We start from the raw sequence: 13380 nt of genomic DNA, 5'->3' as shown, positions 1-13380 counted from the left end.
AATGATTTTCCCAGGACGCATCAGAGAATTATTTTCAGATTTTCAAAATAATTTTTAAAAATATAGTAATTTACTTGAAACTTCTCTTAAAAGGTAGTATAATAAAAAACAAGAAAACGCTTTCAATTAAAAGGGGGATTAAATGGATAAATTAGAAGCTTTAAGAACTTTTACCAGTGGTGAAAATTTCCATCTTCAACACTATTTAGGAGCGCATCGTGAAGAAAGAGACGGTGAGTATGGCTATACATTCCGTGTCTGGGCGCCAAATGCGCAGGCTGTCCATCTAGTTGGTGATTTTACTAACTGGATTGAAAATCAAATCCCCATGGTTCGTAATGAATCTGGAGTTTGGGAAGTTTTTACAACTTTAGCTCAAGAGGGGCATATTTATAAATATCATATTACTCGTGCTAATGGTCATCAGCTTATGAAGATTGATCCCTTGGCAGTACGCTATGAAGCTCGTCCAGGAACAGGGGCAGTTTTAACAGAAATTCCTGAGAAAAAATGGAAGGACGGTCTCTGGTTAGCTCGCAGAAAACGTTGGGGATTTTTCGAACGACCAGTCAATATCTATGAGGCGCATGCAGGATCTTGGAAGAGAAATCCTGATGGGACACCTTATAGCTTTGCTCAACTCAAAGAAGAGCTCATCCCCTATCTTGTTGAGATGAACTATACTCATATCGAGTTTATGCCTTTGATGTCTCACCCACTTGGTTTGAGTTGGGGCTACCAGCTCATGGGCTACTTCGCTTTAGAGCATGCCTATGGTCGTCCAGAAGAGTTTCAAGACTTCGTTGAGGAATGTCATATCAATAATATCGGTGTAATTGTGGACTGGGTACCTGGACACTTTACAATCAATGATGATGCTTTGGCATACTACGACGGCACACCGACTTTTGAATATCAGGATCATAATAAGGCTAACAACTACGGTTGGGGAGCACTCAACTTTGACCTTGGTAAAAATGAAGTCCAATCTTTCTTGATTTCTAGCATTAAGTTTTGGATCGATTTCTATCACCTAGATGGTATTCGTGTTGATGCCGTAAGTAATATTCTCTATCTAGATTATGACAATGCTCCATGGACACCAAATAAAGACGGTGGCAATCTCAACTATGAGGGATATTATTTCCTACAACGTTTGAATGATGTTATTAAGCTAGCTCATCCGGATGTTATGATGATTGCAGAGGAGTCTTCTTCAGGTACCAAGATTACTGGCATGAAGGAAATGGGTGGGCTAGGATTTGATTACAAGTGGAACATGGGGTGGATGAATGATATCCTACGTTTCTACGAAGAAGATCCAATTTACCGCAAGTATGACTTTAATCTTGTAACTTTCAGCTTCATGTATGTCTTTAATGAAAATTATCTACTACCTTTCTCACATGATGAGGTTGTACATGGTAAGAAAAGTATGATGCATAAGATGTGGGGTGATCGTTACAATCAGTTTGCTGGTTTGAGAAACCTCTACACTTATCAAATTTGTCACCCTGGTAAGAAATTACTCTTCATGGGTAGTGAGTTTGGTCAATTCCTAGAGTGGAAATCCGAAGAGCAATTAGAGTGGTCTAACCTAGAAGATCCGATGAATGCCAAGATGAAGTACTTTACATCACAGTTGAATCAGCTTTATAAAGACCACCGTTGTCTTTGGGAAATTGATACAAGCTATGACGGTATTGAAATTATTGATGCGGATAACAGAGATCAGAGTGTTCTTTCCTTTATCCGAAAAGGCAAGAAAGGCGAGATGCTAGTTTGTGTCTTCAATATGGCACCAGTTGAACGTCCTGATTTTACAATTGGTCTTCCAGTTGCAGGGATTTATGAAGAAATTTGGAATACAGAGTTAGAACAATGGGGTGGTGTGTGGAAAGAACATAACCAAACAGTTCAAACTCAAGAAGGATTGTGGAAGGATTATGAGCAGACTTTGACATTTACATTGCCAGCTATGGGATCAAGTATTTGGAAAATCAAACGTCGCATCAAACCTACTAAAAAAGTCGCTAATAAAACTCAAAAAGGAGTAGAAAATGAAGAATGAAATGCTAGCTTTAATCCTTGCTGGTGGGCAAGGAACTCGTCTCGGTAAACTCACTCAAAGCATTGCGAAACCTGCCGTGCAATTTGGTGGGCGCTACCGTATCATTGACTTCGCTCTTTCAAACTGTGCCAACTCTGGTATCCATAATGTTGGGGTTATTACACAGTATCAACCACTAGCTCTCAACAGCCACATTGGTAATGGTTCTAGTTGGGGTCTAGATGGTATTGACACCGGAGTTTCTATCCTTCAACCCTACTCTGCAAGTGAAGGAAACCGTTGGTTTGAAGGTACAAGTCATGCCATTTACCAAAACATCGACTATATCGACAGCATCAATCCTGAGTATGTTTTGATCCTTTCAGGTGACCATATCTACAAGATGGACTATGATGATATGCTCCAATCACACAAGGATAATAATGCCAGCTTGACAGTTGCTGTCTTGGATGTACCACTAAAAGAAGCTAGCCGTTTTGGTATCATGAATACAGATGCTAATAATCGTATTGTTGAGTTTGAAGAAAAACCAGCTGAACCAAAATCAACTAAGGCATCAATGGGGATTTATATCTTTGACTGGAAACGACTTCGCAATATGCTAGTTGCAGCTGAGAAGGCCAACCTAGACATGTCAGACTTCGGTAAAAATGTTATTCCAAACTATCTTGAAACAGGTGAAAGTGTCTATGCTTATGAGTTCAATGGATACTGGAAGGACGTGGGTACTATTGAATCACTCTGGGAAGCAAATATGGAATACATCTCTCCAGAGAATGCTCTAGATAGTCGTAACCGTCAATGGAAAATTTATTCTCGTAACCTTATCGCTCCACCAAACTTTATTGGAGAACATGCTCATGTAGAAGACTCTCTTGTAGTGGATGGCTGTTACGTAAATGGTACAGTAAAACACTCTATCCTTTCTACAGCTGCTCAAGTTCGTAAGGGAGCAGAAGTTGTTGATTCTGTCATCATGAGTGGAGCAGTTATCGGTAGAGGAGCTAAAATTACACGTGCAATCATCGGTGAAGGTGCAATTATTGCCGATGGTGTTGAAATTGATGGTATAGAAGAAGTACAAGTAGTCGGATATAACGAAGTAGTGGGGGTAGCAACAGATGAAGATTGATAAATATTCAGCGATTTTAGGAAATACCGTTGGTTTCCATGATATGTCAACCTTGACAAGTAACCGTCCAGTGGCAACTTTACCATTTGGAGGAAAGTATCGTTTGATTGACTTCCCGCTTTCAAGTTTAGCTAATGCAGGCGTTCGTAGTATCTTTGGAATTTTCCAACAAGATAACATCAGCTCAGTTTTTGACCATATTCGTTCAGGACGTGAATGGGGCTTGAATACACTTCTTAGCCACTACTATCTTGGAATCTACAATACTCGTGTAGAGAGCAGTACTGTTGGAAAAGAGTACTATAAACAACTCTTAACTTACTTAAAACGTTCAGGTTCAGACCAAACAGTTTCCTTGAACTCTGATGTTTTGGTGAATATTGATCTCAATCAAGTTTTCCATTTGCATAATACAACAAAATCACCAATCACAGTTGTTTATAAGAAATTGCCTAAGAAGGACATTTCAGAAGTAAATGCAATCCTTGATATCGACGAAACTGACCATGTGGTTTCTCACAAACTCTTTGATAAAAAATCAAATCAAGATTACTACAACATGTCAACAGATATCTTTGTTGTAGATACTCAATGGTTGATTAAACGTTTAGAAGAAGAAGCTCAAAAAGAATATCCAGAAAAATTACGTTATGTTCTTCGTGATTTAGCAGCTAAAGAAGGTGCTTTTGCATATGAATACACAGGATACCTAGCAAATATTCATTCAGTAGAAACATACTACCAAGCTAATTTAGATATGCTTGATCAGCATAAATTCTACTCTTTGTTCTCGCCAAATCAAAAGATTCACACTAAAGTTAAAAACGAAGAGCCTACTTACTATGCACCGGGTTCAAAAGTAAACACTTCTCAATTTGCTTCTGGTAGTATCGTTGAAGGCGAAGTGATTAAATCTGTTATTTCGCGTAATGTTCGTATCAATAAAGACAGCTTGGTTAAAGAATCTCTTATCTTCCCTCGCGTTGTCGTTGGAAAAGGTGCACAAGTTGAGTATGCAATTGTTGATAAGGGTGCTGAAATAGCTGAGGGAGTTGTCGTTCGAGGTACAGCAGAAAACCCTGTTATCATCAAAAAAGGCGAAAAAGTAACAGAGGATGTCCTTTCATGAAAATTTTATTTGTAGCAGCAGAGGGAGCTCCCTTTTCAAAAACAGGTGGATTGGGAGACGTTATCGGAGCACTTCCAAAATCATTAGTAAAAGCTGGGCATGAAGTTGCTGTTATCTTACCCTACTATGACATGGTTGAAGCCAAGTTTGGTGATCAAATTGAAGATGTCCTTCAATTTGAAGTCTATGTTGGTTGGCGCAGACAATTTTGTGGAATTAAGAAAACTGTTTTAAACGGTGTTACTTTCTACTTCATCGACAATCAATATTATTTCTTCCGTGGACATGTTTATGGAGATTTCGATGATGGTGAACGTTTTGCCTTCTTCCAACTTGCTGCCCTTGAAGCTATGGAGCGTATCGGATTTATCCCTGATGTCCTCCACGCTCATGACTACCATACAGCAATGATCCCGTTCTTGTTAAAAGAAAAATACAGATGGATTCAAGCTTACCAAGGAATCAAGACTGTTTTGACCATTCATAACTTAGAATTTCAGGGTCAATTTTCTGAGAGTATGCTTTGGGACTTGTTCAGGGTTGGATTTGAGCGCTACGCTGATGGAACAGTTCGTTGGAATGATTGTCTTAACTGGATGAAGGCTGGTATTCTTTATGCCGATCGTGTATCAACCGTGTCACCGAGCTATGCTTATGAGATCATGACTACAGAGTTTGGTTGCGGTATTGATCAGATTCTTCGTATGGAATCTGGTAAGGTTTTAGGTATTGTTAATGGTATTGATACAGATTTGTACAACCCAGAGACGGATGCTTTACTTGACTATCATTTTAATAAAACTGATTTGTCAGGAAAAGCTCAAAATAAAGCGAAACTTCAAGAAAGAGTTGGTCTTCCAGTACGTCCTGATGTGCCAATGATTGGTATCGTGTCACGTTTGACTCGTCAGAAGGGCTTTGATGTGGTAGTTGAAAGCCTGCATCGTATGCTTCAAGAGGATATTCAAATTGTTCTCTTGGGAACTGGAGATCCAGGATTTGAACAAGCTTTCTCTTGGTTTAGTCAAGTATTCCCAGAAAAACTTTCTGCCAATATTACTTTCGATGTGAAATTAGCTCAAGAAATCTACGCTGCTTGTGATTTGTTCCTTATGCCAAGTCGTTTTGAACCGTGTGGACTTTCACAAATGATGGCTATGAGATATGGAACACTTCCTTTAGTAAACGAGGTGGGTGGACTTAGAGATACTGTTCAAGCTTTTAACCCAATTGAAGGAACAGGTACAGGATTTAGCTTTAACAACCTAACTCCATACTGGCTCAACTGGGCATTGCAAACAGCTTTGGATGTTTATCACAACCATCCTGGTGTTTGGAAAAATATGCAAGTTCAAGCTATGGAATGTGATTTCTCTTGGGATACAGCTTGCAAGTCATATCTTGATTTGTATCACAGTTTAGCAAACTAAATAGTTAAAATCGTATGATACCTTCATACGATTTTTTGAGATTCTGAAAGTAAGGCAATTATATGAAAAAAATTAAAGGACTCTGTGTACTGGATGTAGATGGGACACTGATAGAAGAGGAAGTTATTGATTTGTTGGGGAAAGAAGCAGAGTGTGAAAATGAAGTAGCTCTGCTGACGGCCCAAGCTATGAGGGGAGAACTAGATTTTGAAGAAAGCCTGAGAAAACGTGTTTCTTTATTACAAGGACTATCTGTAGATACTTTTGATAAGATTTATCATGAACTACACCTTAGTAAAAATGCTGCGCAATTTATTAACACTCTGCAAAAAAATCAGATAGAAGTGGGTTTAGTTTCGGGGGGATTTACACCTGTGGTTGAAAGAATAGCAAAAGATTTAGGGATTTCATTATTTGCTGCTAATCAACTGGAAATCAGAGATGGTCATTTAACCGGAAATCTTGTTGGTCCTATTATAAGCAGAGAAGTTAAAAAAGAAACCCTAGTAAGATGGGCTGATGAATTAGAGGTACCAATCGATAGAACAATTGCTATTGGAGATGGAGCTAATGATTTAGCGATGTTGAAGAGAGCTGGAATCGGCATTGGCTTCTGTGCCAAAGAAATCGTGAAAGAGGAAATTCCCCTTCAAATTGAAGAAAGAGATTTAACAAAAGTATTGAATCTGATAGATTTCCTTTGATTAGAAAGATGAGTGTATGAAAATTGTTATAGCACCTGACTCTTTTAAGGAGAGTCTCCCTGCAAGTGAAGTAGCTAAAGCTATTAAACGAGGCCTTAAAAAGGCTCTACCTGAATCGAAATGTTTGCTCTTACCTGTTGGCGATGGAGGGGAAGGAACAGTAGATGCCATTAAAAATTCACTTGGTCTTGTAGAAAAAACTGCTTTAGTGACAGGCCCCTTTGGAGATGAGATTCAAATGACTTATGTTCAAAAAGGAGAACTTGCTCTGTTCGAGGTGGCCGATTTAGTTGGGCTTGCTAAAATTCCTATTGAAAAACGAAATCCACTGAAGATTCAAACAAAGGGGATTGCTCAACTGATCCTATATTTAATCGAACAAGGAATGAAAGAGATCTATATAGGAGTTGGTGGGACATCCAGTAACGATGGTGGTATTGGAATTGCCTCAGGACTTGGTTACCAGTTTTATGACAAAAATGGAGATGAACTTATAGCTATTGGTCAGTCTTTGTTTGAAATTAGTAAGATTTTGGACAAAAGTGTCGTTACCATCCCAGCAGATGTGCATATCAAAATCTTAGCAGATGTTACCAATCCACTCTGTGGAATTCGCGGTGCCACCTATACATTTGGGAAGCAAAAAGGGTTGGAACCAGCTAAATTCCAAGATGTTGATATTGCTATTGAAAACTTTTACCGCAAAGTTGCACCTGAAATGTTAAAATTGGATGGTGCTGGAGCAGGTGGTGGTATTGCGGCTGGTTTGTGTGCCTTTGCAGGAGCAGAGATTGTATCTGGTATTCAAACCTGTTTAGATATAATCAATTTTGATAAAAATGTTGCAGATGCAGATCTAGTTATTGTTGGTGAAGGTAGGTTAGATTCTCAAAGTTTATCTGGTAAGGCGCCAATTGGAGTAGCAAAAAGAACACCAGATGGTGTTCCAGTTATTGCTATTTGTGGTAGTTTAGCTGAGGATTTACCTCCTTTACCATTTGAGAATGTCATAGCTGCTTTTTCAATATTAGAGAAAAGCGAACCATTAGAAGATAGTTTAAAAAATGCAGCTATCTATTTAGAAGATACAGCTGCAAACATTGGTCAAATTTTAGCTTGGAAGAAAAATTAACCAAACCACTTTTTCCAAAGAGAAGTAGGAGCTTTTTTCATCTCTTTTTCCTGCCATAAGTCTGAAAAGGCCTTTCTGAGGTCTTTTTCACTTGTTTGAACAGGGGCATCGCTATGGATAACTAGGCCAAAAGGAGAAGAGTTATGATCTTCAGAAACGATGGTCGCTTGGCAGTCAGCATCTTTGGATTGTTTCAGATAAAAAACTTGTTTATCAAACTCTACCTGAGGAGAAATTTTGACAAATAGAGGTTGAGTCTCTTTTTTAAAGGTTTCTATAATTGTTAAAAAACCATTTTTAAATTTATCATCATCAGCTGTTTCAAGGTCCGCGTAGCCAAGGACACGTTCTTCAAATGTTCCGAGAAAACGTCTTTGTTCATCAGGATTTAGTTTAAGACCACCATTGGCCTTTTCTAGGATTTGTTTAGATACATCAGTCATAAAAATAGTATATCATAAAATAAAGGAGAAAACAGATGAAAGAAAGCGATTACTTTATAAACTTAAGGAAAATTTGCACAAAGATAACGTTTTTCCTTGAAAAAGGAGTCTTTTTAAGGTATCATAGAGGTGTAAAAAATTTAACTCAATAAGGAGAGTAAAAAATGTCAATTATTACTGATGTTTACGCTCGCGAAGTCCTAGACTCACGCGGTAACCCAACACTTGAAGTAGAAGTTTACACTGAATCAGGTGCTTTCGGACGTGGTATGGTTCCATCAGGAGCTTCTACTGGTGAACACGAAGCAGTTGAACTTCGTGATGGTGACAAATCTCGTTACGGTGGTCTTGGTACACAAAAAGCTGTTGACAACGTAAACAACATCATCGCTGAAGCAATCATCGGCTACGATGTACGTGACCAACAAGCTATCGACCGTGCTATGATCGCACTTGACGGAACTCCTAACAAAGGTAAATTGGGTGCTAACGCAATCCTTGGTGTGTCTATCGCTGTAGCTCGTGCTGCTGCTGACTACCTTGAAATCCCACTTTACAGCTACCTTGGTGGATTCAACACTAAAGTTCTTCCAACTCCAATGATGAACATCATCAACGGTGGATCTCACTCAGATGCTCCAATCGCTTTCCAAGAATTCATGATCGTACCTGCTGGTGCACCAACATTCAAAGAAGCTCTTCGTTGGGGTGCTGAAATCTTCCACGCTCTTAAGAAAATCCTTAAATCTCGTGGTCTTGAAACAGCCGTAGGTGACGAAGGTGGATTCGCTCCTCGATTCGAAGGAACTGAAGACGGTGTTGAAACTATCCTTGCTGCTATCGAAGCTGCTGGTTATGTTCCAGGTAAAGACGTATTTATCGGATTTGACTGTGCATCATCAGAATTCTACGATAAAGAACGTAAAGTTTACGACTACACTAAATTCGAAGGTGAAGGAGCTGCTGTTCGTACTTCTGCAGAACAAATCGACTACCTTGAAGAATTGGTAAACAAATACCCAATCATCACTATCGAAGATGGTATGGACGAAAACGACTGGGATGGATGGAAAGCTCTTACTGAACGTCTTGGTGGTAAAGTTCAATTGGTTGGTGACGACTTCTTCGTAACAAACACTGCTTACCTTGAAAGAGGTATCGCTGAAGGCGCTGCTAACTCAATCCTTATCAAAGTTAACCAAATCGGTACTCTTACTGAAACATTCGACGCTATCGAAATGGCTAAAGAAGCTGGTTACACTGCCGTTGTATCACACCGTTCAGGTGAAACTGAAGATTCAACAATCGCTGACATCGCAGTTGCAACTAACGCAGGACAAATCAAGACTGGTTCACTTTCACGTACAGACCGTATCGCTAAATACAACCAATTGCTTCGTATCGAAGATCAACTTGGTGAAGTAGCTGAATACCGTGGATTGAAATCATTCTACAACCTTAAAAAATAAAATAGTTCGGTGAACTATTTTATCCCGAACCTTGAAACTCAAAAGTTCGGCTCTTGATTAAACAAGATTCAAGCCCCTCGGATTTTATCCGAAGGGCTTTTTTTCTGTTCGAGGGGCAAAATTTTTGTAGAAACAAACTGTATTTTTGCCATTCTAAGTGGGAAATAAAGATTTTTAAGCATATTTTTGGTATAATAATACCCAGGAAAAACTAGAGAAAAGAAGGAGGTAGAGATGGAAAAGTATTTATCGGTTGCAACTTTGACCAAGTATTTAAAAATGAAATTCGATAAAGACCCCTACTTGGAACGGGTCTATTTAACTGGTCAAGTCTCTAACTTCCGCAAGCGTCCAACGCATCAGTATTTTTCTCTTAAGGATGATCGTGCAGTTATTCAGGCAACCATTTGGTCAGGTATTTATCAGAAACTAGGTTTTGATTTGGAAGAAGGGATGAAGATCAATGTGGTTGGTCGTGTCCAAGTCTATGAGCCAAGTGGAAGTTATTCGATTATCATTGAAAAAGCTGAACCAGATGGTGTTGGTGCCTTGGCTATCCAATTTGAACAACTTAAGAAGAAACTGGCAGAAGAAGGTTTGTTTCAAGAGCGATTTAAACAATCTTTACCACAATTTTCAAAAAAAATAGGTGTGGTGACCAGCCGTAGCGGAGCTGTCATTCAGGATATTATTACGACAGTCAGCAGACGCTTCCCTGGTGTAGAAATTGTCTTATATCCTACTAAAGTTCAAGGTGAGGGTGCTGCAGAGGAAATTGCTCGTAATATAACTCGAGCCAATGAACGCGATGACTTAGATGTTCTGATTATCGGCCGTGGGGGAGGTTCCATTGAAGATCTTTGGGCCTTTAACGAAGAAATTGTAGTTCGAGCAATTTTTGAATCTCGTTTACCGATTATTTCGAGTGTAGGTCATGAAACAGATGTCACCTTGGCTGATTTTGTTGCTGATAAGAGAGCGGCAACGCCGACAGCTGCTGCTGAACTCGCTACACCAGTAACTAAGTTAGATCTTTTGACCTATCTTCAGAATCAAGAAAAACGCATGACTACAGCGGTTAAGCATAGTTTGTCAAAGAAACAAGAAGCTTTGAGAATCCTAAGTCAATCGGTCATCTTCAGACAACCAGAGCGTTTATATGACGGTTATCTACAACGCTTGGATCAATTACAGCTGCGACTGAAGCAAGGACTGAATGCTGAATTGGTTCGAAATCAACAAAAGGTTCAAGAACAAATCCACCGTTTGGAACAATTATCACCAATTATTAAAATCCAGCGTTATCAGGATCATATCCAGCAATTAAAGAAACTGCTGCGAAGCCAGATGGCTGTGACCTATGATGCAAAAGTAGCAGAAGTAAAACGCCTATCAGAAGCTCTCCTTATGCTAGATACTAGTCGAATTGTAGCCAGAGGTTATGCAATTGTCAAAAAAGGAGAAGTTGTAGTGGCTTCTGCGAAAGATTTGAAAGAAAATGACCAAGTATCACTGTTGATGCGGGACGGTCAAGTAGAATTAGAGGTAAGAGATGTCAAAACAAAAGAAATTTGAGGAAAATCTAGCAGAGCTTGAGACTATTGTTCAAAGCTTAGAAAATGGTGAAATTGCTTTGGAAGATGCTATTTCCGCTTTTCAAAAAGGAATGCTCTTATCCAAAGAATTGCAGGCAACACTTGATAAGGCTGAAAAGACCTTGGTCAAGGTTATGCAAGAAGATGGAACAGAAAGTGAACTGGTATGAACAAGCAGGAAAAACTAGCTTTGGTCGAGTCAGCTCTTGAAGACTTTTATGGGGACCAACAATTTGCGTCCAGTTTAAGAGAATCTATTCTCTATTCCGTCCATGCTGGTGGTAAACGGATTCGTCCATATTTGCTTTTAGAAGTTTTGGGCTCCTTACAAGTGCCTATCACTCAGGAACATGCTCAAGTTGCAGCGGCACTAGAAATGATTCATACAGGAAGTTTGATCCATGATGATCTTCCTGCTATGGATAATGATGATTTTCGTCGGGGGCGTTTGACCAACCATAAGGTGTATGGTGAAGCTCTAGCTATTTTAGCAGGGGATGCGCTTTTTTTGGATCCCTATGCTTTAATTGCTCAAGCTGATTTGCCGAGTCAAACAAAGGTTGATTTAATAGCTAATTTATCACTTGCTTCTGGAAGTATGGGAATGGTGGCTGGACAAGTTTTGGATATGGAAGGCGAGGGGCAACAGTTAAGCCTAGAAGAACTTCAGACTATCCATGCTAATAAAACGGGCAGACTCTTGGCTTTTCCTTTCCAAGCGGCTGGTATCATTGCTGGATTGGATGAAAATCTTCAGAAGCAGCTTAAAACAGTTGGCGAGTTGATTGGCCTGGCTTTCCAAGTAAGAGATGATGTGCTTGATGTTACAGCAAGTTTTGAGGAAATCGGCAAGACACCTCAGAAAGATTTGCAAGCCGAAAAGTCAACCTATCCTGCTTTGTTGGGATTAGATCAGGCGATAGCGTTTTGCAATCAAACCTTGGATCAAGCTAATGCGAAACTAGAAGAGATTAGCCGAGTTGTGAGCTTTGATAAGGAACCAATTGTGAAAATAGTAGAAAGTTTGAGAATCAATGGCTAAGGAAAGAGTAGATGTATTAGCTTACAAACAAGGTTTATTTGAAACGAGAGAACAAGCCAAACGAGGTGTTATGGCTGGTTTGGTAGTTGCTGTTATAAATGGCGAACGATTTGATAAACCAGGAGAAAAAATTCCTGACGATACAGAGTTGAAACTCAAGGGCGAGAAACTTAAGTATGTCAGTCGTGGTGGCTTGAAACTTGAGAAGGCACTAGATATTTTTGATCTATCAGTTGAGGGACAAACGACCATTGATATCGGAGCTTCAACTGGAGGTTTTACGGATGTCATGTTGCAAAATGGTGCTAAACAAGTTTTTGCAGTTGATGTTGGTACTAATCAACTGGCATGGAAATTACGCCAAGACCCTCGTGTTGTCAGTATGGAGCAGTTTAATTTCCGTTATGCTGAAAAGAGCGACTTTAATCAGGAACCAAGTTTCGCAAGTATCGATGTCAGTTTTATTTCCTTAGGCCTTATTTTGCCAGCCTTACACCGTGTTTTAGCCGTTCAAGGTCAGGTTGTGGCTCTAGTTAAGCCTCAATTTGAGGCTGGTCGAGAACAGATTGGTAAAAATGGAATTATCAGAGATGCCAAGGTTCACCAAAATGTTTTAGAAGCAGTTACTAAAATGGCAGTTGATGAAGGATTTTCAGTCTTAGGATTGGACTATTCTCCTATTCAAGGTGGTCATGGGAATATCGAGTTTTTAGCCTATTTGCGAAAAGAAGATCACGCAAGCAATCAGGTTGTTACTGAAATAGAAAAAGTTGTAGAGAAAGCACATAGAGAATTTAAAGATGAATAAAAAAGAGAGACTTGAGAAGATAAGAAGATTTGTTACAGATTATCAAATCGGAACACAGGAAGAAATCGTTGAACACTTGAGAGAAGCGGGTATCTCTGCTACTCAAGCAACAGTCTCCCGAGATATTAAAGAATTAGGTATTGTAAAAATTCCATTGAAAGACAATACTTACATTTATGAATTACCAAAATCAATCGTTAGAAGCTTGCAGTTGGCAGAAAATAATATTATTCATGCTGAACGCATGGGGCATATGATCAATTTGCAAGTCATTCCAGGAAATACTATTTTCGTCAAGAGTCAGTTGATGACTGTTTTTTCTGACCAAGTTTTTAGCTGTATTGCTGATGATAATTCCATCTTGATGGTATTGAGAAGTGAAGAAACAGCCAAGGATATTTTTGAGCAAGTTAAAAATTGGTAGG

13 protein-coding genes are annotated in these 13380 nt (G+C 39.2%); 12 read left to right on the top strand and 1 reads right to left on the bottom strand.

The annotated features are described in order from the left end of the window. Nucleotides 1-142 precede the first annotated feature (142 nt). From glgB to AAFQ93_RS07305, 6 genes are all read left to right on the top strand, one after another. Nucleotides 143-2071 carry a 1,4-alpha-glucan branching protein GlgB gene (glgB, locus tag AAFQ93_RS07330; protein ID WP_223141072.1) on the top strand — a complete coding sequence of 643 codons (1929 nt, stop codon included), beginning with the start codon at nt 143-145 and terminating at the stop codon, nt 2069-2071. Continuing rightward, nucleotides 2061-3203, top strand: a complete 1143-nt coding sequence (locus AAFQ93_RS07325) for a glucose-1-phosphate adenylyltransferase (RefSeq protein WP_223141071.1) — start codon at nt 2061-2063, stop codon at nt 3201-3203. Before glgB ends, AAFQ93_RS07325 begins: the two co-directional genes overlap by 11 nt. Continuing rightward, nucleotides 3193-4332, top strand: a complete 1140-nt coding sequence (glgD, locus tag AAFQ93_RS07320) for a glucose-1-phosphate adenylyltransferase subunit GlgD (RefSeq protein ID WP_223141070.1) — start codon at nt 3193-3195, stop codon at nt 4330-4332. Before AAFQ93_RS07325 ends, glgD begins: the two co-directional genes overlap by 11 nt. Further along, a complete protein-coding gene (glgA, locus tag AAFQ93_RS07315; protein ID WP_375555061.1) occupies nt 4329-5762 on the top strand; it encodes a glycogen synthase GlgA in 1434 nt (477 codons plus the stop codon). The genes glgD and glgA overlap by 4 nt, the downstream gene beginning before the upstream one ends. Before the next feature lie 62 nt (nt 5763-5824). Next, nucleotides 5825-6466 (top strand): phosphoserine phosphatase SerB, encoded by a 642-nt coding sequence (serB, locus tag AAFQ93_RS07310; protein WP_223141068.1) that lies wholly within the window; start codon nt 5825-5827, stop codon nt 6464-6466. A gap of 16 nt (nt 6467-6482) precedes the next feature. Then, a complete protein-coding gene (locus AAFQ93_RS07305) occupies nt 6483-7598 on the top strand; it encodes a glycerate kinase (RefSeq protein ID WP_223141067.1) in 1116 nt (371 codons plus the stop codon). Here AAFQ93_RS07305 and AAFQ93_RS07300 read toward each other — a convergent pair. Next, entirely contained in the window at nt 7595-8041 is a 447-nt protein-coding gene (locus AAFQ93_RS07300; RefSeq protein WP_045763408.1) for a DUF1694 domain-containing protein, read from the bottom strand. The two genes, AAFQ93_RS07305 and AAFQ93_RS07300, sit on opposite strands and share 4 nt — an antisense overlap. A gap of 164 nt (nt 8042-8205) precedes the next feature. Between AAFQ93_RS07300 and eno the strand changes: the two genes are divergently transcribed. The 6 genes from eno (at nt 8206) to AAFQ93_RS07270 (ending at nt 13379) form a co-directional block, all read left to right on the top strand. Further along, entirely contained in the window at nt 8206-9510 is a 1305-nt protein-coding gene (gene eno, locus AAFQ93_RS07295; protein ID WP_000022825.1) for a surface-displayed alpha-enolase, read from the top strand. A gap of 234 nt (nt 9511-9744) precedes the next feature. Next, nucleotides 9745-11085, top strand: coding sequence for an exodeoxyribonuclease VII large subunit (gene xseA, locus AAFQ93_RS07290; RefSeq protein ID WP_375555060.1), 1341 nt, complete (start codon nt 9745-9747; stop codon nt 11083-11085). Beyond that, nucleotides 11063-11275 (top strand): exodeoxyribonuclease VII small subunit, encoded by a 213-nt coding sequence (locus AAFQ93_RS07285; protein ID WP_000043228.1) that lies wholly within the window; start codon nt 11063-11065, stop codon nt 11273-11275. Before xseA ends, AAFQ93_RS07285 begins: the two co-directional genes overlap by 23 nt. Continuing rightward, nucleotides 11272-12147 (top strand): polyprenyl synthetase family protein, encoded by an 876-nt coding sequence (locus tag AAFQ93_RS07280; RefSeq protein ID WP_375555059.1) that lies wholly within the window; start codon nt 11272-11274, stop codon nt 12145-12147. Before AAFQ93_RS07285 ends, AAFQ93_RS07280 begins: the two co-directional genes overlap by 4 nt. Then, nucleotides 12140-12955, top strand: a complete 816-nt coding sequence (locus tag AAFQ93_RS07275; RefSeq protein WP_375555058.1) for a TlyA family RNA methyltransferase — start codon at nt 12140-12142, stop codon at nt 12953-12955. The genes AAFQ93_RS07280 and AAFQ93_RS07275 overlap by 8 nt, the downstream gene beginning before the upstream one ends. Beyond that, entirely contained in the window at nt 12948-13379 is a 432-nt protein-coding gene (locus tag AAFQ93_RS07270) for an arginine repressor (RefSeq protein ID WP_375555057.1), read from the top strand. The genes AAFQ93_RS07275 and AAFQ93_RS07270 overlap by 8 nt, the downstream gene beginning before the upstream one ends. Nucleotide 13380 lies beyond the last annotated feature (1 nt).

This window comes from Streptococcus nidrosiense (genome assembly GCF_042140045.1).
GTDB lineage: Bacteria > Bacillota > Bacilli > Lactobacillales > Streptococcaceae > Streptococcus > Streptococcus nidrosiense.
Note: the sequence above shows the minus strand (reverse complement) of the source record. Positions and strands in the feature narration are given on the sequence as shown.

Bases quoted from the DNA above. Each gene is read 5' to 3' on its own strand.
- glgB (WP_223141072.1), top strand. From the start codon at position 143: ATGGATAAATTAGAAGCTTTAAGAACTTTTACCAGTGGTGAAAATTTC.
- AAFQ93_RS07325 (WP_223141071.1), top strand. From the start codon at position 2,061: ATGAAGAATGAAATGCTAGCTTTAATCCTTGCTGGTGGGCAAGGAACT.
- glgD (WP_223141070.1), top strand. From the start codon at position 3,193: ATGAAGATTGATAAATATTCAGCGATTTTAGGAAATACCGTTGGTTTC.
- glgA (WP_375555061.1), top strand. From the start codon at position 4,329: ATGAAAATTTTATTTGTAGCAGCAGAGGGAGCTCCCTTTTCAAAAACA.
- serB (WP_223141068.1), top strand. From the start codon at position 5,825: ATGAAAAAAATTAAAGGACTCTGTGTACTGGATGTAGATGGGACACTG.
- AAFQ93_RS07305 (WP_223141067.1), top strand. From the start codon at position 6,483: ATGAAAATTGTTATAGCACCTGACTCTTTTAAGGAGAGTCTCCCTGCA.
- AAFQ93_RS07300 (WP_045763408.1), bottom strand. From the start codon at position 8,041: ATGACTGATGTATCTAAACAAATCCTAGAAAAGGCCAATGGTGGTCTT.
- eno (WP_000022825.1), top strand. From the start codon at position 8,206: ATGTCAATTATTACTGATGTTTACGCTCGCGAAGTCCTAGACTCACGC.
- xseA (WP_375555060.1), top strand. From the start codon at position 9,745: ATGGAAAAGTATTTATCGGTTGCAACTTTGACCAAGTATTTAAAAATG.
- AAFQ93_RS07285 (WP_000043228.1), top strand. From the start codon at position 11,063: ATGTCAAAACAAAAGAAATTTGAGGAAAATCTAGCAGAGCTTGAGACT.
- AAFQ93_RS07280 (WP_375555059.1), top strand. From the start codon at position 11,272: ATGAACAAGCAGGAAAAACTAGCTTTGGTCGAGTCAGCTCTTGAAGAC.
- AAFQ93_RS07275 (WP_375555058.1), top strand. From the start codon at position 12,140: ATGGCTAAGGAAAGAGTAGATGTATTAGCTTACAAACAAGGTTTATTT.
- AAFQ93_RS07270 (WP_375555057.1), top strand. From the start codon at position 12,948: ATGAATAAAAAAGAGAGACTTGAGAAGATAAGAAGATTTGTTACAGAT.